This is a genomic window from Vescimonas coprocola (assembly GCF_018408575.1).
GTDB classification, from domain to species: Bacteria; Bacillota; Clostridia; order Oscillospirales; family Oscillospiraceae; genus Vescimonas; species Vescimonas coprocola.
Map to the genome: position 1 here is coordinate 796,972 of NZ_AP023418.1, position 25,574 is coordinate 822,545.

Here is a 25,574-nt window from a genome sequence, read left to right on the forward strand (position 1 = left end):
GAGTGTGGGGGACGGAAAAGCTCATCGGCAAACTGAAGGACTTCATCGCCAAGGTGAAGGCGTACTTCGATGGGCTGACCACCAACACCAAGGCGGAGGCGGCGCTCTTGAAGGAGATGCGGGACGGCGGACTGCACTATCTGGAGCGCATTGTGGAAGCCTATGACAAGGCGGCCACGGCAGCGGTGGAGAGCTATCAGGGAGCGGAGACCCGGAGCGAGGGCGGCGAAACCCAGTACATGGCAAGGGGCAAGTATTGGCGGCCGCAGCTGAAACGAGCGGAGTGGGAGCTGCTGGAACGGCGGATGAACGACGAGATCAAAAGCGGGGAAAACTTTCTTGACGAGGCAACCAAGTGGGTGTATGCTGATGAAAAAGGCGTACAGGTGTTCGCCTTGTACGGCATTGGCGATGGCACCGAAGCCACTCCGCTGTATGCAGTGGGCGGCAAACAAGCTGTTAAAGAAGCTAAGAATATTAATGTTTATATGGAGGGCTCGAACAATGACGGAAGCACAGTCGATTTTAAAAGGTGGCTTGAAGTACATCAGCATTCCCGAATGGGTCAGGGCGGCAGTGTTCTGCAAAGTGGCCGGGGAGGACGAAACGGCGATGAAAATGGCAGAATTCATAGCGGACAACATGAACGCAACGCCGGAAGAGCTTCTGGACGAAGCTCGGAGAATCAGCGGGGAGTAAAGGATCAGTTCTCTATCCGGGAGATCAAGGGCGAGGACGGGAGGAATTACGGCAAGGGTGTCTATCTGGATTCCACGCTGCTGGAGGGGCTGACGGACGCAGAGCGCAAGGAGATGATGCGTGAGCGGGTGAAGGAGTTGGGGGGCCAGACCATCACGGCCTATGACCCCAACGGGGAAGCGGTGGATATCCGCATCGCAGCTCCCAGCGAGAAGTTCCGCAACCGGAATGGGCGGAAGGTTGCCGCTACAAAAGATATTGCTGTAAAGGGGAACGCTGTAAAGATTAAGCAGGAAACCGTCGTTTTGGCGGATGAGGTGATCCGAACTTCCCAGTATAAGGAAAGTAAACCTGCTTCTTACCCCCATGGGTGGTTGGACAACAACGGGAAGAACGCATGGGACAAGCGAATTACATATTTACAGGATAAAAATAACACCGTATGGGAGGCGACGCTTCACATCGCAACATCCACAAACGGTGTAAAATACCTGTATGATATCAGCCCAATAAAAAAAGTGGGGCGGGCCAGAGAATTGGCCACATCCACCACTGGAGATATTGTAGCACAGGGCCAGACGGAAAGTCAAGCACAAATTCGCAGCTCGCCGCTTTCCGACCGGGACGTGCTGCGGATCGCCGCCCAAATGGCGAAAAACTCCGAGTCCATGCTGGACATAAAAAAGAACCATCCCGCTTCTTCGCTCTTCCGGGCTTACAATAGCGTCCCGGCAGCTTCTGCGGAATGGTTATATTGGCAGTATAACCTATGCTGGGCAGAATGTCAACATCAAGGGCTTGCCTTTTTCCTCCGTGGTTCGGTTAATCGGTTTTCAGTCAATTTCTTTTCCATCGAGGTCATAACAGCAAGTCTCTCCTTTTTTCGTACTATTCAGGTATGCTGCGTCGATATCGAAATCAAGACCGATTTCACGGCGCATATCTGGCGAACACGCATCCTGAAGTACACTAAGAGCCTCAGTATAGCCGATCAATTCCCCGGATTCAACATCATTTCTGTGCTCTTTTTGACTGAGTTCCTGTGCATATTCTTTGATAAGTGCAACAGCATCTTTGATGATATCAGCAGGATTCATTCGGACAGCACTCCTTTGGAACATTTTTTCTCTATGCCGTGTAGGGAGGCGGCGACTCTGCCTGACTGTACCTGCGTCAGAACAATGAATTTCAATCCATGCGCCCCGTGAGGGGGTGCGGCTAAGTATACCATGTATATCTTGAATTATCAACTATGATTTCAATCCATGCACCCCGTGAGGGGGCGCGGCGGCAAAAATGCACAATAACAGATGAACATTTTTGACAAAACAGGCAGGTTCGGCGCAGAACACAACAAACAGCGCTCCGTGACGCAGAGGGAGCATAAGAAAAGTTTCCTATTACGAACCATAAGATTCGATGTCCGTCAACGCTTTTTGCACAAAAAGACCATGGAGAAGAAGCTGTGCTTCTCCTCCATGGGATACTCTTATTCTATTTCGTATATGGCTCACACACCGGTCATAACGGTCATGACCTCGAATTCCTCGGCGTTGAGGGTCTTTTTCATGGCCAGTCCCTCATCGATATCCACGTTGACGATCTGGTCATCCCGGACGCATATGACCCGGTTGGTCATGCCCTCGGCCAGCACCCGCACCGCCTCGTAGCCCATGCGGGTGGCCAGCACACGATCCTTGGCGGTGGGACTGCCGCCCCGCTGGATGTGGCCCAGAATGGTGACACGGGGGTCAAGCCCCAGATGCTCTTTGATCTCCTTGCCCACATCCATGGCGCTGGCGGCACCCTCGGCCACCACGATCATGAAGTTGGTTTTGCCCCCCAACCGGGCTGCGCGGATCTTCTCGGCCACGTGCTTTTCAAAGTCATACTGATGCTCCGGTACCAGCACAGCGGTGGCCCCCACGGCTACGCCCACATACAGAGCCAGATACCCGGCGTGACGGCCCATGACCTCCACCACGGAGCAGCGTTCGTGGGACTGCATGGTGTCCCGCAGACGGTCAATGCACTCCACGGCGGTATTGGCGGCGGTATCGAAGCCGATGGTATAGTCGGTGCAGACGATGTCGTTGTCGATGGTACCCGGCACACCCACCACGGACACGCCGAATCTGGACAGATCCTGCGCCCCCCGGAAGGTGCCGTCGCCGCCGATGGCCACGATGCCGTCCAGCCCCAGCAGCTTGCAGGTGTTGGCGGCCTTCTTCTGTCCCTCTGGCGTGCGGAACTCGTCGCTGCGGGCGGTGTAGAGAATGGTGCCGCCCCGGTTGATGATGCGGCTGACGCTGCCGGAATTCATGGGACAGATATCCCCGGCGATAAGGCCCGCCCAGCCCCGGCGGATGCCCACGCACTCGATGCTGTTCTTCATTGCCGTCCGCACCACCGCACGGATGGCGGCGTTCATGCCGGGAGCGTCGCCGCCGCTGGTCAGCACGCCGATGCGTTTCACTGCACTTTCCATATTCGGATACCCCTTTTCTCAGCCGAAGCTTAAATGTTCCAAACGTTACATACATGATACCACGGTCGGAGGAGATTTTCAAGCGCTTTTTCCTGATTTTGCCGCCGGGTGTCTATTTTTGACTGTCCTTTTTCGGCAGGCTGTGGTATACTGATAAAAAACAAAAGGGGAGGGGACAGGATGCATCCACAATTTGCAGAGCTGACGCCCCGTTGGTTCAAGCGGGCCTTTGTCTATACCGGCAGCATCGGAGACTTCCGCTACCGCTTTGACATGGGGAAGGAAAAGGGCATACTGCACACGGCGGTTTATTCCGTGTACTGCTACGAGGTGGCGCAGGACAGGCAGGAGAGAGATTTCCCATGGGACGAGGCCGGTGTGGAGGAGCTGAAGCAGTGGCTTCAGGCGAAATACGATCAGTTTTCCGCCGGGAAAGGTCTGGCGGACTGAGAGAGCATAAAGAGGACAGGGCGCAGCCCTGTCCTCTTTTGTTCAGAGGGTGTCCTTGCCGTCCGCAGATGATGCTGAGGGTCACTCGCTTACAGGTCGACCTTCTCGTATCGGGCGGCGGCACCCCGGAAGATCAGGGGCCAGCTGCCGCACCAGATCACCAGTCCCGCCGCCAGCAGCGGCAGCTGACAGGCCAGGTCATAGCCGTTGAAGCGGCTCAGTGCCGGGAAGTGGACGGCGGCCTCCATGATGATCGCCGCCACCGCCATGACGATACACGCCTTCACGAAGGATACGCCCACCTTGTAGGCCGTCCGGTAGAAGGACAGCAGGAACACGGCGTTGAACACGGCGAACAGCATCAGTCCGCAGGCGAACAGCGTCACATTGGCATTGAGGCCCACGGGATTGTCCCCGATACCCAGCTTCGCCCGCAGCAGGGCGAAGGGGACGGCGATGACCAGCGCCAGCAGCTCGATGAGCCCCACGAACAGGCAGTTGGCCTTGACGGTGTCCCGCTTTCGGATGGGCAGCAAGGCGGAGTAGTACACGTCCTTCTGCTCCCGCCCGTTGAGGAAGGAGAAGAACAGCCCCAGCATCACATAGAACCACATGACGGTATAAGGGTAGGCCGGAATCAGCAGCATGGCTCCGAACAGGCAGAATACCAGCGTCATAGGCTGGCACACCAGCCGCAGCTGCTTATATAATAGCGTTTTCATCCAAGGGCCTCCTCTCCACGGAAACGATGATGTCCTCCAGCGTCAGCTCCTGTCCCGGCTGGCGGAGGTAGTCGTAGTGCTGCCGGAAGTCCGCCAGCGTGCCGGTGTGCTGGATGGTGCCGTCCTTGATGAAGGTGATGTGGCTGGCGCATTTCTCCAGATCCGAGGTGATGTGGGTGGAGAACAGCACACTGCGCTGCCCGTCGGCGGCAATGCGCCGCAGCAGCTCCGTCAGCTCGTCACGGGATACCGGGTCCAGCCCACTGGTGGGCTCATCCAGGATCAGCAGCCGGGCATCGTGGCTCAGGGCCAGAGCGATCATGTACTTTACCCTCATGCCGGTAGACAGCTGATCCACCCGCTTCTCCTGGTCAATGCCGAACAGATTCAGGTAGTGACGGTACTTCTCCTCCTGCCAGTTGCCGTAGAACCGGCGGGTCACGTCGCTGAGGAGCCGTACCTTCTTCTTGGGATAGAAGTCGATGCCGCCCAGCACCACGCCGATGCGCTCTTTAATAGATTGTTCCTCCTCCCGGAAGGACTTGCCCAGCACCGTTACCTCCCCGGCATCCGGGTGTACCAGCCCCAGAAGAGCCTTCAGCGTGGTGGATTTGCCCGCTCCGTTGCGTCCGATGAAGCCCATGACGGCTCCCTCCGGCACGGAAAAGCTCACGTTCTCCAGCGAAAAGGCCGGATAGCGCTTACACAGCCCCTTGACCGCCAGTGCGTTCATTCCTCCGCCTCCTCGTCTCCCGGCAGCTGCTGAAACACCCGCCGCAGCAGGGGATTCAGCTTATCCGCCGTCTGTAGGGCGATGCCCTTTTTGGTGTCTGCCAGCAGCACCAGCGTGTCCCCCGGCTCCAGGCCGAACATGGCCCGTGCCTCCTTGGGGATGACGATCTGGCCCTTGGGGCCGATTTTTACCGAGGACATATAGTACCGGTCGTCCTTCTTTCCCACTGCAATCCCTCCTAATATGAAAAGTATAACTTTTCTTACTTTTACTCCAATATATCACCGCGGGCATCGCTTGTCAATCCCACGTTCACAAAAACTTCGGTTTACACCGGCAGGAAAACGTGGTACACTAAATTGATATAAGCTCTATATAGATCATTCGAGGAAACATCCATGCTGAAAAGTGTGAAAAATACCATATTAGATATTATCCGTCAAGCAGATCTTCTACTGCTGGCCCTGTGTACCGTGACGTCCCTCTTCGGCGTGGTGATGATCTACAGCGCCACCCGGTATCAGGGGGGACTCAAGTGCGTCATCATCCAGCTGTGCGGCTTGGCGCTGGGCATTGTGCTGTATTTCGTGGTGTCCATGGTGGACCTGACGGAGATCAGCAAAAAGTGGCAGTGGCTGCTGGCCTTTAACCTTGGCTTCTTCCTGCTGCTGAAAACTCCGCTGGGTGTGTCGGCCAACGGCAATCTGGCGTGGCTGGGCGTCCGGGGCATCCCCATTCAGGTGCAGCCGGCAGAGGTGGTGAAGCTGACCTTTATCCTGCTGCTGGCCCGCCAGCTGGTGTGGATGAAGGGCCGGGGCGACATGAAGTCCATCCCCGCTGTGGGTTTGTTGGCGGGGAATCTGCTGGTGACCATCGGCCTTTACTACGCGATCTCCTCCGACATGGGCAGCGCACTGGTGTATGTGTGTATCTTCGCCTGCATGGCCTTTGCCGCCGGGGTAGCCCTCCGGTGGTTCGCTCTGGGCATCTTTGGCGCCGGGGCTGGCTTTTACCTACTGTGGGAGCTGGACAAGATCCCACCCTATATGAAGGAGCGCTTTCAGGTACTGGTGGACCACAGTCTCTATCCGCTGGGGGCCGGATGGCAGCAGACCCGGAGCCTGATGGCCATCGGCGGCGGTCGCCTGACGGGACAAGGGCTGCTCCACGGGGCTCAGACCCAGAGTACCTCCTCCGTGAACCTGCCCTTCCGGCACACGGACTTCATCTTCGCCGTCATCGGGGAGGAGTTGGGGATGCTGGGCTGTGTGCTGACGCTGGCGCTGCTGGCGGCCATCGTTATCCGCTGTATCGTGGCGGCCCGCAACGCCAAGAGCCAGCTGGACGCATACATCTGCGTGGGCGTAGCGGGGATGCTGGTGTTCCAGATCGTCTCCAACGTGGGGATGTGCCTGTTTGTGCTGCCGGTGGTGGGCCTGACGCTGCCCTTCATCAGCTATGGCGGCTCGTCGGTGGTGACGCTGTTCATCGCCATGGGCATGGTCTCCGGCATCCAGAAGCGCTCCCTGCCGGACCGGCTGCGTTAGCTGCATAGAGCTTTTCCAAGAACCGCCCCATGGGGCGGTTCTTTTGTCGTTGAAAATTTCCCTGCCCGGTTGTAATCGCCGGAGGGATATGCTATACTGACATACTGATATAATAGGTGGCTTGCAGTCGGCGGGCCGCCCTGTGATTCAAGGGAAAGCGAGGCAAAGCTTATGAAGATCGTTGTGTTGGCCGGTGGACTCAGCACGGAGCGTCAGGTGGCTCTGACCTCCGGCACCGGTGTGTGCCGGGCGCTGCGGGAGCGGGGACATCAGGCTATTCTGGTGGATATGTTCCTGGGGCTGGAGAGCTATGAGGGCCGGCTGGAGGATATCTTCGATGCCCCGGACGGCCTGTGCGGCGACAACCGGGTCACGGAGGAGGCTCCGGATCTGGAGGCCGTGCGCCGCAGTCGGAAGGATCAGGGGCCGTCCCTGCTGGGCAAGGACGTGCTGGCGGTGTGCGCCATGGCGGATATCGTGTTTCTGGCGCTCCACGGCTCCTGCGGCGAGGACGGTCGTATTCAGGCCACGCTGGATCTGCTGGGAGTACCCTACACCGGCTCTGGCTATCTGGGCAGTGGCATGGCCATGGACAAATCCGTTACCAAGCGGTTTTTGGAGTCTGAGGGTATTCGCACGGCACCGTGGCGTGACGTCCATTACACGGCCTCCGATATCCCCCGTCTGGTGGAGGAGTTGGAGGTCCCCTGCGCCGTGAAGATCGTCAACGGCGGCAGTTCCATCGGTGTGGAGCTGCCGGATACCAAGGAGCAGCTGCGGGAAGCCCTGGCCAAGCTGCTGACCTACGGCGACCACGTGGTGGTGGAGAAGAAGATCAAGGGCCGTGAGATCCAGATTGCCGTGCTGGGGGACGCCTATCTGCCTGCGGTGGAGATCATCCCCCGTGGCGAATATTTCGACTACGTTTCCAAATATCAGAAGGGCGGTGCTCAGGAGATCTGCCCCGCCCCCATCACGGAGGAGGAGTGGCACCAGATCGGTGAGATGGCGCTGAAGCTCCACCGGGGACTGGGCCTGTCGGTGTATTCCCGCTCCGATTTTTTGCTGGATGAGGAGGGAAAGGCGTGGTGCCTGGAGATCAACACACTGCCGGGCATGACCCCCACCAGTCTGGTTCCGCAGGAGGCGGCGCAGGTGGGTTTGAGCTATGCCGACCTCTGTGAGAGGATCGTGGAGGAGTCTCTGAAGGCGAGAGGAGTGCAGCGGACATGATGACCTGTACGGCAAAGGAGCTGTGTGCGGCCACCGGCGGCACGCTGGTGCAGGACGGCGAGGGCTTTTCCTGCGTCAGCACCGACAGCCGCAGGGTCGAGCAGGGCTGCCTGTTCATCCCACTGGTGGGTGAGCGCTTTGACGGCTACACCTATCTGACGCAGGCGCTGGAGAACGGCGCTGCGGGCTGCCTGTGCAGCCGCCTGCCGGAGGCGCTGGTGCCGGGGAAGTTCTATGTGCAGGTGGAGGATACCCTCCGGGCGCTGGGACAGCTGGCGGGGTGGTATCGGGAGAAATTCCCCATCCCCGTGGTGCAGATCACCGGCTCCGCCGGAAAGACCACCACCAAGGAGATGATCGCCTCGGTGCTGAGCCGGCATTTCCTTACCCTCAAGACCGAGGCCAACTACAACAACGAGATCGGTACGCCACAGACCCTGCTGCGCCTGATGCCGGAGCATCAGGCGGCGGTCATCGAGACGGGCATGGATCACTTCGGCCAGATCCGCTATCTGGGGGAGATGGTGCGTCCCACGGTGGCGGTCATCACCAACATCGGGGATGCCCACATCGAAAATCTCGGCAACACCCGTCAGGGTACCCTGCGGGCCAAGAGCGAGATCTTCGAGCATCTGCAGCCCGGCGGGCTGGCAGTACTCAACGGCGACGATGCTCTGCTGGCAGGACTGGAGCTGCCCTTCGAGACCATCCTCTGTGGCCGGGGAGAGAACTGCACCGTCCGTGTTACGGACATTGTCACCCACGGAGTGGAGGGCCTCTCCTGCACCGTGACCACGCCCTGCGGCGTTTATCCGCTGCACATTCCGTCACCGGGAGACTACATGATCTATCCGGCGTCCATGGCGGTGGCCATTGGCGAGCGGCTGGGTCTGACGGCACAGCAGATCCGGGAGGGCGTGGCGCATTATGTCTCCACGGGCTCCCGGATGCGGCGCATCCGTCTGCCGGAGGAGCGGCTCATCATCGACGACTGCTATAACGCCAATCCTCAGGCCATGGCGGCGGCGCTGACCATTCTGGCGGACACCGACTGCCGTCGCCGGGTGGCGGTGATGGGAGACATGGGCGAGCTGGGCCGGCTCAGCAGCGACGCCCACCGAGAGGCCGGTGCGCTGGCGGCCCGGCTGGGGCTGGATCAGGTCATCGCCATCGGTGAAAAGGCCCGGCTTATGGCGCAGGGAGCGGGGAATATCGCCCTGCACTTTGACACGGTGGAGCAGGCAATGCCCGCCGTCCAGGAGGCCCTGACCCCCGGCACAGCCATGCTGGTAAAGGCGTCCCATGCCATGGAGTTCCACCGCATCGTGGAGGCCCTTACTCAGGAAGCATAGTATACATCTGAAAACAACGAAACGGACGAAATATCTATGATCGATATCAGCGTGAACCGGCTGGTCAAGTCCTTTGACCTGGAAAAGAAAATATTGGATGGCATCACCTTCCAGATCGACACCGGGGAGCGGGTGGGCCTGCTGGGGAAAAACGGCGCCGGTAAGACCACCTTATTTCGTATCCTCACCGGAGAACTGGACTACGATGAGGGACAGGTAATGGTGGCCCCCGACCGCCGGGTGGGCCTGATCTCCCAGATCCCGGTGTATCCCGACGGATACACCGTGGAGGATGTGCTGCGCTCTGCCTTTGAACGGATGTTCCGGATGAAGGAGGAGATGGACCGCCTTACCGAGCAGATGGCGGCGGGAGACAGCTCTTCCCAGACCCTGAAGCGGTACGGCGAGCTGACGGCCCGGTTCGAGGGGTTGGGCGGCTACGATACGGATACCGCCGTCAACAAGGTGGCCAACGGCCTCTCCATCGATACCGAGATGCGCCAGCGGCTCTTTGACCAACTCTCCGGCGGGGAAAAGACACGGGTGAATTTGGGCCGTCTGATCTTAGAGGACACGGATATCCTGCTGCTGGACGAGCCCACCAACCATCTGGACCTTCAGGCCACGGAGTGGCTGGAGGAATATATCCGCACCTTCCGTGGCACGGTGGTGACCATCTCCCACGACCGGTATTTTCTGGACCGCACCGTTACCCGCATCATCGAGGTGCTGGACGGAAAGGCGGAGTTTTACAGCGGGAATTACAGCTTCTACGCCGTGGAGAAGGAGCGCCGCTACCAGGAGCGCCTGAAGCAGTATCTCAAGGAGCAGGCCAAGATCCAGCAGCTGGAAAAGGCTGCCGAGCAGATGCACCTGTGGGCCTTCATGGGCAATGACGCCCTCCATAAGCGGGCCTTCTCCATGGAAAAGCGCATCCAGCGGATGCGTACTACGGAGAAGCCCACCAAGGCCAAAAAAATGGATGCCCGCTTTGCCAGCCGCCAGTTCAAGGGCGACGAGGTGCTGCAGGTGAAGGGGGTTTCCAAGGCCTTCGACGGACGGACACTGTTCTCCGACATCTATTTGCGGGTGGAGGATGGTGAGCGCATCGCCCTGATCGGCGAAAACGGCACCGGAAAGACGACGCTGCTGAATATGCTGCTGGGGATAGAGCCCACAGACAGCGGCATCTTTAAGCTGGGGCCGTCTATAAAGGCAGCGTACTTGCCACAGATCATTCACTTTGACCACCCGGAGCGCAGCATTTTGGATACTATGCTGTACGAGAAAAAGGGTATGACGGCCCAGAGCGCCCGGAACCGGCTGGCCGCCTACCAGTTTCAGGGGGAGGATGTGTTCAAGCCGGTGTCGGTGCTGTCCGGCGGCGAGCTGAGCCGCCTGCGGCTGTGTATGCTGATGGACGAGGAGATCAACCTCCTCATTCTGGACGAGCCTACCAACCATTTGGACATTGCCGCACGGGAGTGGATCGAAGAGGCGGTGGAGGCCTTTGACGGCACGCTGCTGTTCGTCTCCCACGATCGCTACTTCATCCAGCGGTTTGCCACCCGTATCTGGGAGCTGGCGGACGGCACCATCACTGACTACCCCATGGGCTTTGCCCAGTACCGGGCGGTGAAGGCGCAGGAGAAGGCTCCCCAGCCGGTGAAGGCTCAGGAGAAGAAAGGGGATACCCGTCCGCCACGTGGAAACCGCAGCCAGCAGGCCGCCCGGCGGCAGCTGACCATCTGCGAAACAGGGATCAGCAAGCTGGAGGCGGAGTGCCGCCGGCTGGACGAGGAGATGGCGGCCCACGCCTGCGATGCCGGGGAACTGAATCGGCTCTATCAGGAGAAGCAGGAGGTAGAGGCCCGGCTGGAGCAGGAAATGGCCCGCTGGGAGGAGCTTTCTCTGCAGATTGAGGAGTAACACGCCTTGAAAAAGCTGAGAAGTATTATCACTTTACAGATATTGTAATAACAAGGAAATTCTACTCTGGCCTGCTCCGGCAGGCCATCAGGAGGCACCATAGATGAGCGACATTTTGTGTTTATACTATTCCCGCAGCGGCAATACCCGTCAGACTATGGCGGAGATCGCCGAGGCGCTGGAAGCCGAGCTGGTGGAGTTTACCGACGGCGTGGACCGGCAGGGGCGGAAGGGATATTTCCGCTCCGGGCTGGATGCCATGCGGCGCTCCACCCATCCGCTGGAGAAATTCGAGACGGCTAAGCCCTTGGAGGAATACCGACTGGTAATTTTGGGCAGCCCCGTGTGGGCCGGACGGTGTGCCAGCCCCGTGCGTGGGCTGCTGAAGCGCCGGGGGCAGGAGCTGAGTCGGGTGGCCTATGTGCTGACCCGAGGCGGCGATAAGCGGTATGAGGAGGTCTATCGGCAGATGGACAGCTACACCGCCCAGCCCCATCTGCTGGAGGCATCCCTGCGGCCTGGCTCCGTGGGCTATGTGTTCTGGCGGGATAAATTCATTCAGGACGTGCAGCGCTATCTGGCAGAGCAGACGTAAGGAGGCCCCATGGAAGATCGGCTGAATCAAATTGCGGAGCGGCTGCGGCAGGTGGAGCGTGAGCTGGCCGATCCGGCGGTGTACAGCGACCAGCAGCGGCTGAAGAACCTGAGCAGGGAGCAGAAGGAGCTGACGCCTGTGGTGGAAACCTTTACTGCTTTACAGCAGATGGAGCAAGCCATCGCAGAGGCACGGGAGATGCTGTCGGACCCGGAGCTGAGGGAGCTGGCCCAAGAGGAGCTGACACGGATCAAGGAGCAGCGGGAGCGGCTGGCCGAGGAGCTGAAGCGCCTGCTGCTGCCCAGAGACCCCAACGATGAAAAAAGTGTGGTTCTGGAGATTCGGGGCGGTGTCGGCGGCGAGGAGGGCGCTCTATTTGCGGCGGACCTGCTGCGGATGTACACCATGTACGCCGAGCGCCGGGGCTGGCAGCTGGAGATCGTCAGTCAGAACGTCACGGAGCTGGGCGGCGTGAAGGAGGTCTGTGCCACGGTGGAGGGCGACGGAGCGTGGTCCCGGCTGAAATTCGAGGCCGGTACCCACCGGGTGCAGCGGGTGCCGGAGACGGAATCCGGCGGACGCATCCAGACCTCCGCCGCCACGGTGGCGGTGATGCCGGAGGCGGAGGAGACGGAGCTTTCCATCGACCCCAAGGATCTGCAGATCGACACCTTCCGCTCCAGCGGCGCAGGAGGACAACACGTCAACAAGACAGAGTCCGCCATCCGCATTACGCACCTGCCCACCGGTACGGTGGTGGAGTGTCAGGACGAGCGGAGCCAGTATAAGAACAAGGATCGGGCCATGAAGATCCTGCGAAGCAAGCTCTACGAGGCGGAGCAGGCCCGGCAGAACGCCGAGATCGCTGCCACCCGGCGCAGTCAGGTGGGGACCGGTGACCGCAGCGGCAAGATACGTACCTATAATTTTCCCCAGAACCGTGTGACGGACCACCGCCTCACGGGGGACAGTAAAAATTTCAACCTCGCCGCCGTCATCAACGGCGACTTGGATGCCCTCATCGATGCGCTGACGCTGGCCGATCAGACCCGGCGGCTGCAGGAGGGTTATGAGAAAGGAGAATGAGCCATGGATGCAAACACGAAGAAGCGATACGACAAGGCTGGTCCGCAGGTGGTGAAGGCGCTGGAAAAGCGCCACTTCGAGGCCTACTACGTCTCCACGGCGGCAGAGGCTGTGGAGAAAGTGGTGGAGCTGATCCCCAAGGAGCACACGGTGTCCTGGGGCGGCACCGCCACGGTGGACGCACTGGGGATCAAGCAGCGGCTGGCGCAAGAGGGCATCGCCCTCATTGACCGGGATACGGCCCAGACGCCGCAGGAGCGGCAGGAGATGCTGAAGAAGGCGCTGACCTGCGGCACCTTCCTGATGAGCAGCAACGCCATCTCCGCCGACGGTCAGTTGGTGAACATTGACGGCACCGGTAACCGTGTGGCAGCTCTGTGTTTCGGACCGGAGCAGGTCATTGTGGTGGCGGGCATGAACAAGGTGGCCGGAGATCTGGAGGGAGCCATGCGCCGGGCCAGAGAGGTCGCCGCTCCCGTCAACGCTCAGCGGTTTGCCGGGCTCAAGACTCCATGTTCCGTCACCGGCCTGTGCGCCGACTGTACGGGGCCTGACAGCATCTGCTGCCAGATCGTCACCACCCGCATCTGTCGCCCGGCAGGCCGCATCAAGGTGGTGCTGGTGGGCGAGGAGCTGGGTTTCTGAGAAATACGCCGCAAAAGGGAAGGATCGCAGTGAAAACCATTCTATTCCATCCGGAGACGGATGCAGACGCCATCCCGCAGGCCGCCGCTATCCTGCGGCGGGGCGGGCTGCTGGGCATCCCCACGGAGACGGTATACGGTCTGGGGGCGGACGCCCTCAACGAGACGGCGGTGCGCCATATTTTCGAGGCCAAGGGCCGTCCGCAGGATAATCCCCTCATCATCCATGTGCCGGATGCCTCGTGGCTGGAGCGGTACTGCCGGGAGGTACCGGAGACGGCCTACCGTCTGGCGGAGCGGTTCTGGCCGGGGCCGCTGACCATGATCCTGCCCCGGCGGGAGAACGTACCCCTGCAAACCACCGGCGGGCTTGAGACGGTGGGCGTGCGCTGCCCGGACCATCCGGTGACACGGGCCATCATCGAGGCTGCCGGTGTGCCGGTGGCGGCCCCCAGCGGCAACACCTCCGGACGGCCCAGCCCCACCACGGCAGGCCACATGGCGGAGGATATGGACGGCAAGATCGACGGTATCGTGGACGGCGGGCCGTGTGCGGTGGGGGTGGAGTCCACCATCATCGACCTGACGGTGACGCCGCCCCGGCTGCTGCGCCCCGGCGGACTGCCGTTGGAGGCGCTGGAGGAGGTGCTGGGTACGGTGGCGGTAGATAAGGCCGTCACCGGGCTTCTGAAGGACGGGGAAAAGCCCCGTGCGCCGGGGATGAAGTACCGTCACTACGCTCCCAAGGCGCCGGTGACGGCAGTGACCGGAGACCCGGCCCACAGCGCTCTGGTGATCCGGGGCTTGCTGCGGGAAAAGGCGGGGGTCATCTGCTTTGACGAGTTCGCTGGGTATTTTGAAGGTCATATCGTCCATCGGCTGGGGCCGTTCACGGACAAGCTGGCGCAGGCCCAGCGGGTGTTCGACGCTCTGCGCACCTTCGACGGAACGGACGTGACGGAGATTTTCGCCCAGTGTCCCGATGATGCGGGGCTGGGCTTGGCGGTAGGGAATCGGCTGAAAAAAGCGGCGGGCTTCCACCTCATTGACGGAGATGCCCCAGTGGTCATCGGCATCACCGGCGGCACCGGGTCCGGAAAGACCAGCGCCCTGCAGGCGCTGGAGGCGCTGGGCGGCACGGTATTGGACTGCGACGCCGTGTATCATCAGGCCCTGCGGGAGGACGAAGCCCTGCGCAGCCGCATCCGGGACGCCTTTGGCGAGGTGTTCCGGGGAACGGAGCTGGACCGGCAGAAGCTGGGGAGTCTCGTCTTTTCCGATCCGCAGGCGCTGGAGCGGCTCAACGGCATTATTTTCGACTATCTCCCCGGCGTGCTGCGGAGGAGGATGGAGGGAAGGGTTCTGGTGGGGTTGGATGCCATCAACCTCATAGAGAGCGGCCTGGGGGAGTTGTGCTGCCGGACGGTGGCGGTGCTGGCCCCCGGCGAGCAGCGGGTTCAGCGGATCATGCAGCGGGACCATATCCCGGAGGAGTACGCACGGCTGCGTATTCAGGCCCAGAAGCCGGACAGCTATTATCGTGAGCACTGCACAGATGTGCTGGAAAATCAGGAGGAGACGCCGGAGGCGTTCCGGGAGAAGGCGGAGATTTTTTTCCGGGATCTGCTGCGGCAGCTCCACCATATCACCGAAGGAGGACATGAACGATGACCGATGAAATGAAGGCCAAGAGAGAGCTGCTGTTTTCCGGCAGCAAGAACGGCTATGACCGGGTGGACCAACAGACGCTGGATGCCATGGAGGCCTATTGCCGGGACTACAAGAGCTTTTTGGACCACAGCAAGACCGAGCGGGAGTGCACGGCCCACACCGTGGCGCTGGCGGAGGCGGCGGGCTTTATCCCCTATGAGCGGGGCATGGCCCTGCAGCCCGGCGACCGGGTGTACCGGGTGAACCGGAAGAAGAGCGTGATGCTGGCCGTGATCGGCCGGGAGAGCCTGTCCGAGGGCGCACAGATCGTGGCCTGCCACATCGACTCTCCCCGTCTGGATCTGAAGCCTCATCCCATTTATGAGGACAGCGAGCTGGCCTACGGCAAGACCCATTACTACGGCGGCGTCCGTAAGTACCAGTGGGTGGCGATCCCCCTGCAGCTGCGGGGTGTGGTAGCCCTGAAGGACGGCACGGCGGTGTCCGTGGTGCTGGGCGAGGGCGACGAGCCCAAGTTCGTCATCAATGATCTGCTGCCTCATCTGGGCGGTGAACAGGGGAAGAAGCCCCTCAACGAGGCCATTGCCGGTGAGACGCTGAATATTCTTATGGGCAGCCGTCCTCTGGGCGACAGCGAGGACAGCGACCGTGTGAAGCTGCGGGTGCTGGATCTGCTCCACGAGAAGTACGGCATCTGCGAGGATGACCTGACATCCGCCGAGCTGGAGGTGGTCCCGGCCTTTAATGCCACGGATATCGGTCTGGACGGCAGCCTCATCGGCGCCTACGGCCACGATGACCGGGTGTGCAGCTATGCGGCCCTGAAGGCTCTGCTGGAGCTGGAGACCCCCACCAAGACCGCCGTTTGTATGCTGGCGGACAAGGAGGAGATCGGCTCTATGGGCGTCACCGGTATGCAGTCCGCCTTCTTCGATACCTTTATGGAGGATCTGTGCGAGAGTCAGGGCGTTGCCCTGCGGGTGTGCTATGAGAGCGCCTTCTGCCTGTCCTCCGACGTGACGGCGGCCTATGACCCCAATTTCGCTGAGGTGTATGAGAAGCGCAACGACGCTCAGGTGAACCACGGTCTGGGGCTGTGCAAGTACACGGGCGCCCGTGGCAAGGGCGGCTCCTCCGATGCCGACGCCGAGACGGTGGCCTATGTCCGCCGGGTGATGGACGAGGCTGGCGTGGTGTGGCAGATCGGTGAGATGGGCAAGATCGACGCCGGCGGCGGCGGTACGGTGGCCCAGTACATGGCCAACCGCAACATCACCACCATTGATGCCGGTGTGCCGGTGCTGAGTATGCACGCTCCCTTCGAGACGGTGGGCAAGCTGGATTGCTACATGAACTATCTGGGCTGCAAGGCCGTCTATCTGGCGTAAAGTGCAAATAAATACACAAAACAGGAATCGGCGTGACCTTTACGGGGCAAGCCGGTTCCTGTTTCGTTATTATTAAAGGAAAATGTCATTTGCTTCCATTCTGCGACAGCGGCAGCGCCATATACTTTTTTGTCTCGCAAAACCCCAGCGACGCATACAGGCGCAGCGCATCTCTGTTACGGGACATCACCTTCAACTCAATGCTGGCAGCGCCGCAGCCCGACGCAAACTCCTGAAACTTGCGGAATAGATCTTTGGCGATTCCCTTCCCACGGTAGCCCTCTTCGACATACAGGGCATCGACGATGGCGATGGGCTGCAAGAGCACCTGCGGGATCCGGTATGTAAATCCATAGAGATATCCAACGATGATCCCATGGTCCTCTGCGACATAAGCCTTACAGCCTTCTGCGGCTATTTGCCCGGCGTAATTGTCCTCTATGACGACCTCTGGACTCAAATTAGGATCAAATCGGGCCTCATAACGGATCAGCTTCGTCAGGAGTGCATCCATATGCACACAGTCATTTTTTGTGGCTTCTCGGATGTTCATAATAAATTCCTTCCGTACTTCATCTACTGCCTGCGGGCGGTGAGATAGTCATCGCCAGGCCGCCAGTAGGGACAGCTGTCTGTCTGGGAGGAGAGGAAGCGCACCATCTCGTCCTCGTCCAAGTCCATGTCGCAGACATAATCGTCGTAGTTCTCATCGTACTGATAGAACACACAGCTCTCACACTTGGTCATTGGATGTCCTCCTTGCTGCCGTCCTCCGCCACCAGCCGGGTGGACAGGAAGGAGGTACGGCGATAGTAGATCAGCGTGGCGGCGCTGCATACCAGCCATCCGGCAGGATAGCCCATGACCAGCGGGATCAGCTCATGGGAGATGTAGTGGGACATAATGAACAGGTAGACCTGTCGGAACAGCACAAAGGAGCACAGCATGATGATCATGGTGGCCTTACTGTTTCCGGCGCCCCGCAGGGCAGCTGCGTAGACCTGATTAAAGCAGCACAGCACATAGAAGGGGGAGATACACCGCAGCAGCAGAGCGCCGTAGGCCACCACCTCCGGCTTCCGGTTGAAAAAGGCCGTCATCTGCGGGGCAAAGACCAGCACCGGAATCATCACCAGCACCGTGGCGGCCATGGCAATGGCCAGCGCACGGCGCACGCCCTGCCGAGCACGGGGCTCGTTGCCGCGGCCCAGATTCTGCCCCACAAAGGTAGTGGCGGACAGGGCCAGGGACTGCATCGGCAGCAGCATCAGCTGGTCGATCTTGGTATAGGCCGTCCAGCCGCCCATGCAGTCGGCGCCGAAGGAGTTGATGTAGGACTGGACAAAGACATTGGAGAAGGCGGTGATGGCCATTTGCAGAGCGGAGGGGACGCCCACCCGGATGATCTGCCGCAGCACAGGAAGATGGATGCGAAGGTCACGGGGGATCAGCCGCACTGTCTGCTCCGTTCGCAGAAGGACAACGATCACCAGAAGCGCCGAGACGGCCTGTGCAATAACCGTAGCCCATGCCACGCCCTCCACACCCATACCGAACCGCAGCACGAATAGCAGGTCCAGCGCCGTGTTCAGTACGGCGGAGACCACCAGAAAATAGAAGGGGCGGCGGGAATCCCCCACGGCCCGGAGGATGCCGGAGCCCATGTTGTAGATCAGTAGGCCGCTGATGCCGCCGAAATAGATGGTCAGATAGGCGGAGGACTCCGGAAACACCTCGGCAGGGGTGTTCATCAAACGCAGCATCAGGGGCGTAAAGCCGATGCCCAGCGCCGTGAATACTGCACACAGGATCACCGTCAGCACCAGCGCCGTGTGGACGGCGTCGTGGACCCTCTCCGTGCGTCGTGCGCCGTAGTACTGGCTGATGACCACGCCGGCGCCGCTGGAAAAGCCCAGAAAGCAGCCGATGAGCATATTGACGATGGGGCCCACTGTGCCTACGGCGGAGAAGGCCTCGTTGGAGACGAAATTGCCCACCACCCATGTATCCACCATGTTGTATAGCTGCTGAAAGATGTTGCCCGCCAGCAGCGGCAGCGCAAAGCGAATCAGATGGCCGGTGATATTGCCTTCGGTCATATCCACGCCGGAGTGGGTCGGATGAGGGTGCTGGATATGGTGCATAGTCTTGCGTTCCTTTACATGATTTTCGTATAGGTATAAGCATACCACGGTTTGGATGGCGGTTCAATAGGCGCACCGCAAAATCCGGCAGCTACTCTACAAATTCCGACAGCTCTGCCGGACGCATGACGGACACCTCATAGGCCACTCGCTCCTGCGGCCCGGTCTCCAGATTCTTGGTGTAGGTGCGGCTCTGGATGCGGCCCTCCACCGTCAGACGGGCGCCCACCGCCAGAATGGACGTCTGACGGGCAACGGTACCCCATGCGATAAGGGGGAGGTAGTCCGCTCGGCCGTAGCGCCGGTTCACCGCCAGAATGATATCGCAGATCTCCCGTCCCAAGGGCGTGCAGCGCAGGGTAGGGGGCTTACAGAGCACGCCGGACAGCCGAATGCGATTCACCGGCCCCTCTCCACCGGGCTGGAGGGTCTGGGCAAAGACCGACACCACCAGCCGTGGCCCCTGTCCGCTGCGGTTGTTGAAGGAGCGAAGCTGGCCGGTGACGGTGACGGCTGCGCCGGGGGACAGGGGACACAGCTCCAGCAGCGGCTGGGGGACGATCACCGGCAGACAGTCCTCCTGCCCGGAGAGCCGGGGGACGGACAGCAGGAACCGGGAGAAGCTCTGGCCGTGGTTGACGTGGGACGGCTGCGGCTGGGTGAGAACCTGTCCGCACAGAAGAACGTGGTTGAAGTTCTGTTCCATATTCGGTCACCTCGTTGGTTGAAGTCAGCACACTATATGTACCGCCTGCGGAGAATATGTGCTTTTCAAACGGAAAGAAATCTGCTACAATGGAGCAAACGACCAAAGGAGCGTGAGACCATGCGTTATAAGGGAAAGGTATACCGTCCGCCCAGTGAGGCTTACAGCCTCATCGTGCAGGTGACCTACGGATGCAGCCACAACGGCTGCGCCTTTTGCGATATGTACGACGACAAGCACTTCGCCATCCGACCCATGGAGGAGGTCCGGGAGGACTTCGAGATGGCCCGCCGGGTCTATAAAAAGGTGGAGCGGGTCTTTCTGGCGGACGGCGACGCCCTGATGCGGAAAACGGAGGAGCTGAGCCAGATCCTGGGCCTGATCTACGGTCTGTTCCCGGAGTGCCAGCGGGTGACGTGCTACGCCTCGCCCACCAGTCTCCAGATCAAAAGCGAGGAGGACTTGCGCCTGCTGCGGTCTCAGGGCCTGACCATGGTGTATATGGGGCTGGAGTCCGGCTGTGATGAGGTGCTGCGCCGGATGAACAAGGGCCACACGGCGGCGGCCATCGTGGCGGCGGGGCAGAAGGCCCGGCGCTGTGGACTGGCTCTGTCGGTAACGGCCATCTCAGGACTTGGGAGCCGGGAGCTGATGCGGGAGCACGCCATCGGTACGGCGGAGGCATTCAGCGCCATGAAGCCGGAGTACATCGGTCTGCTGACGCTGATGGTGGAGCCGGGTACGCCGCTGGAGAAATGGGTGCGTGAGGGCAGCTTTACCGTTCTGGGCCCGGAGGATATCCTGCGGGAGACGGAGCTGCTGCTCCAGCACATCGACAGCGAGGGCAGCGTATTCCGGATGAACCACGCCTCCAACTACCTGACGCTGAAGGGGACGCTGAATCAGGACCGGGACGCCATGCTGGAGCGAGTGCGGAAGGGCCTGGAGGGCTACGGCCTGCGACCGGAGTACTTGCGTGCTCTGTGAGCGCTGCGAGCAAAGAACTGTAAAGTATTATTATTTCACAGAGGAAGCCGCCCTCCGGGGCGGCTTCCTCTGCACTCAGGCAGCGCCCGCCTGCGGGAGAAATGTTTTTCCCTGTTGCCTTTTCGCTGGGAATTTGCTATAATAAACTGATTTTATATCCTCTGCGGGTGAACGGGAAGGAGCGGCTATGCGTATTTTGGGCATTGATCCGGGAGTGGCCACCGTGGGCTTCGGCGTCATCGATTCCGAGGGCGGGCGGCAGCGGATGGTCCAGTACGGAGCCATTACCACCCCGGCGGGTATGCCGCTGGCAGCCCGGCTGGTGCAGATCGGGGACGATCTGGGGCAGTTGATCCGGCAATTCCAGCCGGATGAGATGTCCGTCGAGGAGCTGTTTTTCAGCAAGAACATCACCACCGGTATTGCCGTGGCCCACGGGCGGGGGGTATTGCTGTACACGGCGGAGAAAATGCACTTGCCAGTATATGAATACACTCCCATGCAGATCAAGCAGGCGGTGGTAGGCTACGGTCTGGCGGAGAAGCGGCAGGTCATGGATATGACCCGGCGGCTGCTGAAGCTGAAGGCCGTCCCCCGGCCTGACGATGCCGCCGATGCGCTGGCCATCGCCATCTGCCACGCCCGCAGCGCCACGTCCCTGCTGCGGCGAAAGGACCCCGATGTAAAGGAGACGGTCTGAATATGTTTTACTATCTCAACGGCACCGTGGCGGAGATCGCCGCCGGTCTGGCCGTCATCGACTGCGGCGGCGTGGGCTATGCCTGCGCCACCACAAACTATACCCTGTCTCAGCTGAAAAAGGGGGAGAGGGCCAGGCTCTACACCTACCTCCACGTGCGGGAGGATATCTTCGAGCTGTACGGCTTTGCCAGTCAGCAGGAGCTCAACAGCTTCAAGATGCTCATCGGCGTGTCCGGTGTTGGCCCTAAGGCGGCGCTGGCCATTCTGTCGGCCACCACACCCCAGAATCTGGCCCTGTCCATCGTGACGGAGGACGAGAAGGCGCTGACGGCGGCGCAGGGTATCGGCAAGAAGATTGCTCAGCGCATCATTCTGGAGTTGAAGGATAAGCTGGCCAAGGAACAGAGCAGCTTCACGGTACCGAGCGGCGGCGGCAGCGCCCCCATGCCCTTAGGCGGCAGCAAGTCCGGCGAGGCGGCGGCAGCGCTGGCAGTGCTGGGCTACGGCTCTCAGGAGATCAGTACGGCCCTGAAGGGCATCGATATGGACGCTCTGCCGCTGGAGGAGATCATCCGGCAGGCGCTGAAGAAAATGGTAAAGTGACATGAAAAGCAGGAGAAGGGGGGAGACGTATGAGCATTGATTTCGGCACCGATATCTACGAGGAGCCACTGGTAGCCAAGACGCTGCTGCCGGAGGACAATGCGGAGGTGAGCCTGCGCCCCCATACACTGGCGGAGTACATCGGCCAGACCAAGGCCAAGGAGAATCTCTCCGTCTTTATCGAGGCCGCCCGGCGGCGGACGGAGCCGCTGGATCATGTGCTGCTCCACGGCCCTCCGGGTCTGGGCAAGACCACGCTGGCGGGCATCATCGCCGCCGAGATGGGAGTCAACATCCGCATCACCTCCGGCCCGGCCATTGAAAAGCCCGGTGATCTGGCGGCCCTGCTGACGAATCTCAGCGAAAACGACATTCTCTTTGTGGACGAGATCCACCGGCTGAACCGCTCCGTGGAGGAGATTTTGTACCCCGCCATGGAGGACTATGCCATCGACATCATCATCGGCAAGGGCCCTTCCGCCAACTCCATTCGGCTGGATCTGCCCAAGTTCACCCTCATCGGCGCCACCACACGGGCCGGACAGCTGTCCGCTCCGCTGCGGGACCGGTTCGGCGTAACACTGCGGCTGGAGCTCTATACCCCGGAAGAACTGGCCCTGATCGTCACCCGCAGCGCCGGAATACTGAATGTCCCCATTCAACCGGAGGGCGCCATGGAGATCGCACGGCGCTCCCGTGGAACGCCCCGTATCGCCAACCGGATGCTGCGGCGGGTGCGGGACTTTGCTCAGGTGCGGGCGGACGGTGTTATTACCAAGGCCGTAGCGGATCACGCCCTGCAGGCGCTGGAGATCGACTATCTGGGGCTGGATCCAGTGGACCGGCGGATGCTGCGGGCCATCATCGAAAACTACGGCGGCGGCCCGGTGGGGCTGGAAACGCTGGCCGCTACCATCGGCGAGGAGTCCGTGACGCTGGAGGATGTGTATGAGCCGTACCTCATGCAGTTGGGCTTCCTGACCCGGACACCCCGTGGCCGCTGCGTCACCCGGAAGGCATATGAGCACCTGCACATAGCGTTTTTAGGACAGGAACAGCTGGAGATATAAGGAGTAGGAGGAACCTCTTATGGGCAAACTGTTTGGCACGGATGGCATCCGTGGTATCGTTGGTGAAAATCTCACCGTAGAACTGGCTTTTCATGTGGGGCAGGCAGTGGCTGCCGTCCTGACGGAGGAGAAGGGGAGCAAGCCCACCATTACCATCGGCAAGGACACCCGTATCTCCTCGGATATGCTGGAGGCGGCGCTGATGGCGGGCATCTGCTCTGTGGGCGGTGACGTGATGCCCCTTGGCACCATTCCCACACCGGCGGTGGCGTATCTGACGGTGCTGGAGCAGGCGGATGCGGGCATCGTCATCTCGGCATCCCACAACCCCTATGAGCACAACGGCATCAAGGTGTTCAACGCTCGGGGCTATAAGCTTTCCGACGAGAGTGAGGCCCGTGTGGAGGAGCTGATCCTCAGCGGCGCTCCCATGGACGTCAAGACCCACGGCGAGATCGGCAAGCGCCTTCACGGGATGCGGCAGATGAAGCGGGATTACATCGACCATCTGATTTCCAGCATCGACTGCGACCTGTCGGGCCTGCGGGTGCTGGTGGACTGCGCCAACGGCGCGGCCTCTGCCACAGCGCCGGATCTGTTTGACGGCCTGCCCCTGCACGCAGATTTCATCCACCGAGAGCCGGACGGCGTGAACATCAACGACGGCTGCGGCTCCACCCACCTGAAATCCCTGTCCGAGGGCGTGGTGGCCGGCGGCTACGACTTGGGCATCGCCTTCGACGGCGACGCCGACCGCTGCCTACTGGTGGACGAGACGGGCCATACCATCGACGGAGACAAGGTGATGGCTGTCTGCGGTGCCGATCTGCGGCGTCACGGAAAGCTCTCCGGCAACGCCATCGTGGCCACGGTGATGTCCAATCTCGGCCTGCACGAGTACTGCCGCAAGGAGGGTATCGAGCTGGTATGCACCGCCGTAGGCGACCGCCATGTGCTGGAGAAGATGCTGGAGTGCGGCTACGCCATCGGCGGCGAGCAGTCGGGCCACACGATCTTCCGGGAATACGCCACCACCGGCGACGGTGAGCTGACGGCTCTGCAATTCCTGCAGGCCCTGCGCCGCTCCGGAAAGCGGGCCTCCGAACTGGCATCCTGCTGCCCCCAGTATCCACAGGAGCTTATCAATGTGGCCGTATCCCACGTTCCCGGCGTCAAGGATGCGATCATGCAGGATCCCGCCCTCCGGCACGCTATCGCTCAGATGGAGCAGGAGTTGGCCGGAAAGGGACGTGTTCTGATCCGTCCCTCCGGTACGGAGGCCCTGATTCGGGTCATGGTGGAGGCGAAAACCACCGAAGTTGCCCGAAAAGTGGCGGAAGATTTAGCTGATCTCATAAAAATTCTGTCTGAAAAAATACAGTTTTGACAAATCGTCGTGGATGACTTGACAAATTCTTTAGTGAAAAGGTATAATAGACTATGACAAAGGATCAGGAATCCGGCGGCGCCCCTCTGGAACAGCTGCCGGACGAGGCGTTGTGCCGCCTTATCAGGGAGCAGGACCGTCCGGCGGAGGAGGTTCTGGCCGCCCGTTACCATCGGGTGGTTCGTTCCTGCGCCCGGCCCTATTTTCTGGCGGGCGGAGACAGCGAGGACCTGATGCAGGAGGGGATGTTCGGTCTCATCAAGGCCATGCGGGAGTATGACCCGGACCGGGATGCCTCCTTCCGAACCTTTGCCGAAACGTGTATCCGCCACCGGCTCTATTCCGTTGTGAAGGCTGCGGCGGGGGGGAAGCACGCCCCATTGAATCAATCGGTTCCCTTGAATCCCTCACTCTTTGAAGCAAATGTTTCCTTTGCACAGCCCGGTCCCGAGGATCTGCTGATCGACAGGGAGAAGGCTGTCAGCCTGCTGGAGAATGTCCGCAAGCAGCTGTCCGAATTCGAGGTCATGATTTTAGGGTTTTATCTGGACGGTCTTACCTGCCGTGAGATCGCTGCGGCCGTCGGCCGGTCCCCCAAGTCGGTGGACAACGCCGTGCAGCGCATCCGGCGCAAGGTGGCTCGGCAACTTTCATCAGGCGATATCAGCAAGCGCTGAACGCAATATATTTTTCTCAAAGAGAGGGTAACATCATGTACGAAGACAAGACTTTGGTTTGCAAGGAGTGCGGTAAGGAGTTCGTTTTCACCGCCGGTGAGCAGGAGTTCTACGCTGAGCGTGGTTTCCAGAACGAGCCTCAGCGCTGCAAGGCCTGCCGCGACGCTCGCAAGAACGCCGCCCGTGGCCCCCGTGAGTACTTCACCGCTACCTGTGCAGCCTGCGGCGGCGAGGCGAAGGTTCCCTTCGAACCCAAGACCGACCGTCCCGTGTATTGCAGCGATTGCTTCGCTAAGATGCGTGAGAACGGCTGATCAGCCAGACTGACATATGATGCGGGAGCTGCCTATGCGGCGGCTCCCGCATTTTATATGCCCAGCCCGATACGGACTCTGCATTTTCTGTGATTTTCACAGGCTGTTCATGATTTTCCTGTTGAAAAAGACGGAAACATGGGATATACTAACGATGTAAATATCAAACGGAGGTTTTGACACATGATCGAAATCAAAAAGGACACCATCATCGGTGATATTCTGGATGTTGCCCCTCAGACCGCTCCCATCTTCTTCTCCATCGGTATGCACTGCCTGGGTTGCCCCTCTTCCCGTGGCGAGACTGTGGAGGAGGCCTGCGCCGTTCACGGTGTGGACGTGGACAAGCTGCTGGAGCTGGTGAATCAGGAGGCCAACAAGGCCGCTGAGTAAAACGCAGCGAACGCATACGGTCATGGTGCCGTATGCGTTCCTTTCTGTCTGGAA

Annotated in this window: 27 protein-coding genes; 19 read left to right on the forward strand and 8 right to left on the reverse strand. The window is 60.4% G+C overall.

Translation table 11 applies throughout. The annotated features are described in order from the left end of the window. Nucleotides 1-2: 2 nt before the first annotated feature. On the forward strand, nucleotides 3-1,907 hold the full coding sequence (locus KJS28_RS03915; RefSeq protein WP_213541818.1) for a hypothetical protein: 1,905 nt from the start codon (nucleotides 3-5) through the stop codon (nucleotides 1,905-1,907). Between the two features lie 302 nt (nucleotides 1,908-2,209). On the opposite strand, the gene pfkA is transcribed toward KJS28_RS03915, so the two are convergent. Continuing rightward, entirely contained in the window at nucleotides 2,210-3,187 is a 978-nt protein-coding gene (gene pfkA / locus KJS28_RS03920; protein WP_213541819.1) for a 6-phosphofructokinase, read from the reverse strand. A 180-nt stretch (nucleotides 3,188-3,367) separates the two neighbouring features. On the opposite strand from pfkA, the gene KJS28_RS03925 reads away from it, so the two are divergent. After that, entirely contained in the window at nucleotides 3,368-3,637 is a 270-nt protein-coding gene (locus KJS28_RS03925; protein ID WP_021859124.1) for a hypothetical protein, read from the forward strand. Between the two features lie 89 nt (nucleotides 3,638-3,726). Here the strand turns inward: KJS28_RS03925 and KJS28_RS03930 are convergent, their stop codons facing one another. The 3 genes from KJS28_RS03930 to KJS28_RS03940 are packed head-to-tail and all read right to left on the reverse strand — an operon-like array spanning nucleotide 3,727 to nucleotide 5,319. After that, nucleotides 3,727-4,359: an ABC-2 transporter permease gene (locus tag KJS28_RS03930; RefSeq protein WP_213541820.1), complete on the reverse strand. Its 633-nt coding sequence runs from the start codon at nucleotides 4,357-4,359 to the stop codon at nucleotides 3,727-3,729. Then, nucleotides 4,340-5,092, reverse strand: a complete 753-nt coding sequence (locus tag KJS28_RS03935) for an ABC transporter ATP-binding protein (protein ID WP_213541821.1) — start codon at nucleotides 5,090-5,092, stop codon at nucleotides 4,340-4,342. The genes KJS28_RS03930 and KJS28_RS03935 overlap by 20 nt, the downstream gene beginning before the upstream one ends. Next, complete coding sequence (locus tag KJS28_RS03940) at nucleotides 5,089-5,319, reverse strand: AbrB/MazE/SpoVT family DNA-binding domain-containing protein (protein WP_324614761.1); 231 nt, start codon at nucleotides 5,317-5,319, stop codon at nucleotides 5,089-5,091. Before KJS28_RS03940 ends, KJS28_RS03935 begins: the two co-directional genes overlap by 4 nt. A gap of 171 nt (nucleotides 5,320-5,490) precedes the next feature. Between KJS28_RS03940 and KJS28_RS03945 the strand changes: the two genes are divergently transcribed. From KJS28_RS03945 to KJS28_RS03985, 9 genes are all read left to right on the forward strand, one after another. Further along, nucleotides 5,491-6,639, forward strand: coding sequence for an FtsW/RodA/SpoVE family cell cycle protein (locus KJS28_RS03945; RefSeq protein ID WP_213541822.1), 1,149 nt, complete (start codon nucleotides 5,491-5,493; stop codon nucleotides 6,637-6,639). Nucleotides 6,640-6,810: 171 nt separating this feature from the next. Further along, on the forward strand, nucleotides 6,811-7,872 hold the full coding sequence (locus tag KJS28_RS03950; RefSeq protein ID WP_213541823.1) for a D-alanine--D-alanine ligase family protein: 1,062 nt from the start codon (nucleotides 6,811-6,813) through the stop codon (nucleotides 7,870-7,872). After that, on the forward strand, nucleotides 7,869-9,224 hold the full coding sequence (locus KJS28_RS03955; protein ID WP_213541824.1) for a UDP-N-acetylmuramoyl-tripeptide--D-alanyl-D-alanine ligase: 1,356 nt from the start codon (nucleotides 7,869-7,871) through the stop codon (nucleotides 9,222-9,224). Before KJS28_RS03950 ends, KJS28_RS03955 begins: the two co-directional genes overlap by 4 nt. A 36-nt stretch (nucleotides 9,225-9,260) precedes the next feature. Beyond that, complete coding sequence (gene abc-f, locus KJS28_RS03960) at nucleotides 9,261-11,153, forward strand: ribosomal protection-like ABC-F family protein (RefSeq protein ID WP_213541825.1); 1,893 nt, start codon at nucleotides 9,261-9,263, stop codon at nucleotides 11,151-11,153. A gap of 103 nt (nucleotides 11,154-11,256) precedes the next feature. Beyond that, nucleotides 11,257-11,748 carry a flavodoxin family protein gene (locus tag KJS28_RS03965; RefSeq protein WP_213541826.1) on the forward strand — a complete coding sequence of 164 codons (492 nt, stop codon included), beginning with the start codon at nucleotides 11,257-11,259 and terminating at the stop codon, nucleotides 11,746-11,748. A 9-nt stretch (nucleotides 11,749-11,757) separates the two neighbouring features. Further along, nucleotides 11,758-12,834 carry a peptide chain release factor 1 gene (gene prfA / locus KJS28_RS03970; protein ID WP_213541827.1) on the forward strand — a complete coding sequence of 359 codons (1,077 nt, stop codon included), beginning with the start codon at nucleotides 11,758-11,760 and terminating at the stop codon, nucleotides 12,832-12,834. A gap of 3 nt (nucleotides 12,835-12,837) precedes the next feature. Beyond that, nucleotides 12,838-13,479 carry a lactate utilization protein gene (locus tag KJS28_RS03975; RefSeq protein WP_213541828.1) on the forward strand — a complete coding sequence of 214 codons (642 nt, stop codon included), beginning with the start codon at nucleotides 12,838-12,840 and terminating at the stop codon, nucleotides 13,477-13,479. A gap of 29 nt (nucleotides 13,480-13,508) precedes the next feature. After that, nucleotides 13,509-15,149 (forward strand): L-threonylcarbamoyladenylate synthase, encoded by a 1,641-nt coding sequence (locus tag KJS28_RS03980; protein ID WP_213541829.1) that lies wholly within the window; start codon nucleotides 13,509-13,511, stop codon nucleotides 15,147-15,149. Then, nucleotides 15,146-16,537: an aminopeptidase gene (locus KJS28_RS03985; RefSeq protein ID WP_213541830.1), complete on the forward strand. Its 1,392-nt coding sequence runs from the start codon at nucleotides 15,146-15,148 to the stop codon at nucleotides 16,535-16,537. Before KJS28_RS03980 ends, KJS28_RS03985 begins: the two co-directional genes overlap by 4 nt. An 85-nt stretch (nucleotides 16,538-16,622) precedes the next feature. Here the strand turns inward: KJS28_RS03985 and KJS28_RS03990 are convergent, their stop codons facing one another. The 4 genes from KJS28_RS03990 to KJS28_RS04005 all read right to left on the reverse strand — a co-directional run bounded on the left by KJS28_RS03990 (nucleotide 16,623) and on the right by KJS28_RS04005 (nucleotide 19,387). Beyond that, the gene (locus tag KJS28_RS03990; protein ID WP_021859111.1) at nucleotides 16,623-17,090 is read right to left on the reverse strand and encodes a GNAT family N-acetyltransferase; all 468 of its coding nucleotides are present in this window, start codon (nucleotides 17,088-17,090) and stop codon (nucleotides 16,623-16,625) included. Nucleotides 17,091-17,113: 23 nt separating this feature from the next. Continuing rightward, nucleotides 17,114-17,284 carry a DUF6472 family protein gene (locus tag KJS28_RS03995; protein ID WP_021859110.1) on the reverse strand — a complete coding sequence of 57 codons (171 nt, stop codon included), beginning with the start codon at nucleotides 17,282-17,284 and terminating at the stop codon, nucleotides 17,114-17,116. Beyond that, on the reverse strand, nucleotides 17,281-18,681 hold the full coding sequence (locus tag KJS28_RS04000) for an MATE family efflux transporter (RefSeq protein WP_213541831.1): 1,401 nt from the start codon (nucleotides 18,679-18,681) through the stop codon (nucleotides 17,281-17,283). The genes KJS28_RS03995 and KJS28_RS04000 overlap by 4 nt, the downstream gene beginning before the upstream one ends. Nucleotides 18,682-18,772: 91 nt before the next feature. Next, the gene (locus KJS28_RS04005) at nucleotides 18,773-19,387 is read right to left on the reverse strand and encodes a single-stranded DNA-binding protein (protein WP_213541832.1); all 615 of its coding nucleotides are present in this window, start codon (nucleotides 19,385-19,387) and stop codon (nucleotides 18,773-18,775) included. Between the two features lie 120 nt (nucleotides 19,388-19,507). Here KJS28_RS04005 and KJS28_RS04010 point away from each other — a divergent pair, with 120 nt between their 5' ends. The 8 genes from KJS28_RS04010 to KJS28_RS04045 all read left to right on the forward strand — a co-directional run bounded on the left by KJS28_RS04010 (nucleotide 19,508) and on the right by KJS28_RS04045 (nucleotide 25,520). Next, the gene (locus tag KJS28_RS04010; RefSeq protein ID WP_021859107.1) at nucleotides 19,508-20,374 is read left to right on the forward strand and encodes a radical SAM protein; all 867 of its coding nucleotides are present in this window, start codon (nucleotides 19,508-19,510) and stop codon (nucleotides 20,372-20,374) included. A gap of 187 nt (nucleotides 20,375-20,561) precedes the next feature. Further along, nucleotides 20,562-21,074 (forward strand): crossover junction endodeoxyribonuclease RuvC, encoded by a 513-nt coding sequence (gene ruvC, locus KJS28_RS04015; RefSeq protein WP_213541833.1) that lies wholly within the window; start codon nucleotides 20,562-20,564, stop codon nucleotides 21,072-21,074. A gap of 2 nt (nucleotides 21,075-21,076) precedes the next feature. Next, on the forward strand, nucleotides 21,077-21,679 hold the full coding sequence (ruvA, locus tag KJS28_RS04020; protein WP_213541834.1) for a Holliday junction branch migration protein RuvA: 603 nt from the start codon (nucleotides 21,077-21,079) through the stop codon (nucleotides 21,677-21,679). 29 nt (nucleotides 21,680-21,708) lie between these two features. Next, nucleotides 21,709-22,749 carry a Holliday junction branch migration DNA helicase RuvB gene (ruvB, locus tag KJS28_RS04025; RefSeq protein ID WP_213541835.1) on the forward strand — a complete coding sequence of 347 codons (1,041 nt, stop codon included), beginning with the start codon at nucleotides 21,709-21,711 and terminating at the stop codon, nucleotides 22,747-22,749. A 19-nt stretch (nucleotides 22,750-22,768) separates the two neighbouring features. Next, complete coding sequence (glmM, locus tag KJS28_RS04030) at nucleotides 22,769-24,136, forward strand: phosphoglucosamine mutase (protein WP_213541836.1); 1,368 nt, start codon at nucleotides 22,769-22,771, stop codon at nucleotides 24,134-24,136. 53 nt (nucleotides 24,137-24,189) lie between these two features. Continuing rightward, nucleotides 24,190-24,813, forward strand: a complete 624-nt coding sequence (locus KJS28_RS04035) for a sigma-70 family RNA polymerase sigma factor (RefSeq protein ID WP_213541837.1) — start codon at nucleotides 24,190-24,192, stop codon at nucleotides 24,811-24,813. A gap of 35 nt (nucleotides 24,814-24,848) precedes the next feature. Beyond that, complete coding sequence (locus KJS28_RS04040; protein WP_021859101.1) at nucleotides 24,849-25,127, forward strand: zinc-ribbon domain containing protein; 279 nt, start codon at nucleotides 24,849-24,851, stop codon at nucleotides 25,125-25,127. Nucleotides 25,128-25,310: 183 nt separating this feature from the next. Then, entirely contained in the window at nucleotides 25,311-25,520 is a 210-nt protein-coding gene (locus KJS28_RS04045) for a DUF1858 domain-containing protein (RefSeq protein ID WP_021859100.1), read from the forward strand. Nucleotides 25,521-25,574: the final 54 nt, after the last annotated feature.

Bases quoted from the DNA above. Each gene is read 5' to 3' on its own strand.
- KJS28_RS04045 (WP_021859100.1), top strand. From the start codon at position 25,311: ATGATCGAAATCAAAAAGGACACCATCATCGGTGATATTCTGGATGTT.
- KJS28_RS03945 (WP_213541822.1), top strand. From the start codon at position 5,491: ATGCTGAAAAGTGTGAAAAATACCATATTAGATATTATCCGTCAAGCA.
- KJS28_RS03950 (WP_213541823.1), top strand. From the start codon at position 6,811: ATGAAGATCGTTGTGTTGGCCGGTGGACTCAGCACGGAGCGTCAGGTG.
- ruvB (WP_213541835.1), top strand. From the start codon at position 21,709: ATGAGCATTGATTTCGGCACCGATATCTACGAGGAGCCACTGGTAGCC.
- glmM (WP_213541836.1), top strand. From the start codon at position 22,769: ATGGGCAAACTGTTTGGCACGGATGGCATCCGTGGTATCGTTGGTGAA.
- KJS28_RS03935 (WP_213541821.1), bottom strand. From the start codon at position 5,092: ATGAACGCACTGGCGGTCAAGGGGCTGTGTAAGCGCTATCCGGCCTTT.
- KJS28_RS03975 (WP_213541828.1), top strand. From the start codon at position 12,838: ATGGATGCAAACACGAAGAAGCGATACGACAAGGCTGGTCCGCAGGTG.
- KJS28_RS03965 (WP_213541826.1), top strand. From the start codon at position 11,257: ATGAGCGACATTTTGTGTTTATACTATTCCCGCAGCGGCAATACCCGT.
- ruvC (WP_213541833.1), top strand. From the start codon at position 20,562: ATGCGTATTTTGGGCATTGATCCGGGAGTGGCCACCGTGGGCTTCGGC.
- KJS28_RS03995 (WP_021859110.1), bottom strand. From the start codon at position 17,284: ATGACCAAGTGTGAGAGCTGTGTGTTCTATCAGTACGATGAGAACTAC.
- KJS28_RS04005 (WP_213541832.1), bottom strand. From the start codon at position 19,387: ATGGAACAGAACTTCAACCACGTTCTTCTGTGCGGACAGGTTCTCACC.
- prfA (WP_213541827.1), top strand. From the start codon at position 11,758: ATGGAAGATCGGCTGAATCAAATTGCGGAGCGGCTGCGGCAGGTGGAG.
- abc-f (WP_213541825.1), top strand. From the start codon at position 9,261: ATGATCGATATCAGCGTGAACCGGCTGGTCAAGTCCTTTGACCTGGAA.
- ruvA (WP_213541834.1), top strand. From the start codon at position 21,077: ATGTTTTACTATCTCAACGGCACCGTGGCGGAGATCGCCGCCGGTCTG.
- KJS28_RS03985 (WP_213541830.1), top strand. From the start codon at position 15,146: ATGACCGATGAAATGAAGGCCAAGAGAGAGCTGCTGTTTTCCGGCAGC.
- KJS28_RS04010 (WP_021859107.1), top strand. From the start codon at position 19,508: ATGCGTTATAAGGGAAAGGTATACCGTCCGCCCAGTGAGGCTTACAGC.
- pfkA (WP_213541819.1), bottom strand. From the start codon at position 3,187: ATGGAAAGTGCAGTGAAACGCATCGGCGTGCTGACCAGCGGCGGCGAC.
- KJS28_RS03955 (WP_213541824.1), top strand. From the start codon at position 7,869: ATGATGACCTGTACGGCAAAGGAGCTGTGTGCGGCCACCGGCGGCACG.
- KJS28_RS04040 (WP_021859101.1), top strand. From the start codon at position 24,849: ATGTACGAAGACAAGACTTTGGTTTGCAAGGAGTGCGGTAAGGAGTTC.
- KJS28_RS03930 (WP_213541820.1), bottom strand. From the start codon at position 4,359: ATGAAAACGCTATTATATAAGCAGCTGCGGCTGGTGTGCCAGCCTATG.
- KJS28_RS04035 (WP_213541837.1), top strand. From the start codon at position 24,190: ATGACAAAGGATCAGGAATCCGGCGGCGCCCCTCTGGAACAGCTGCCG.
- KJS28_RS04000 (WP_213541831.1), bottom strand. From the start codon at position 18,681: ATGCACCATATCCAGCACCCTCATCCGACCCACTCCGGCGTGGATATG.
- KJS28_RS03990 (WP_021859111.1), bottom strand. From the start codon at position 17,090: ATGAACATCCGAGAAGCCACAAAAAATGACTGTGTGCATATGGATGCA.
- KJS28_RS03925 (WP_021859124.1), top strand. From the start codon at position 3,368: ATGCATCCACAATTTGCAGAGCTGACGCCCCGTTGGTTCAAGCGGGCC.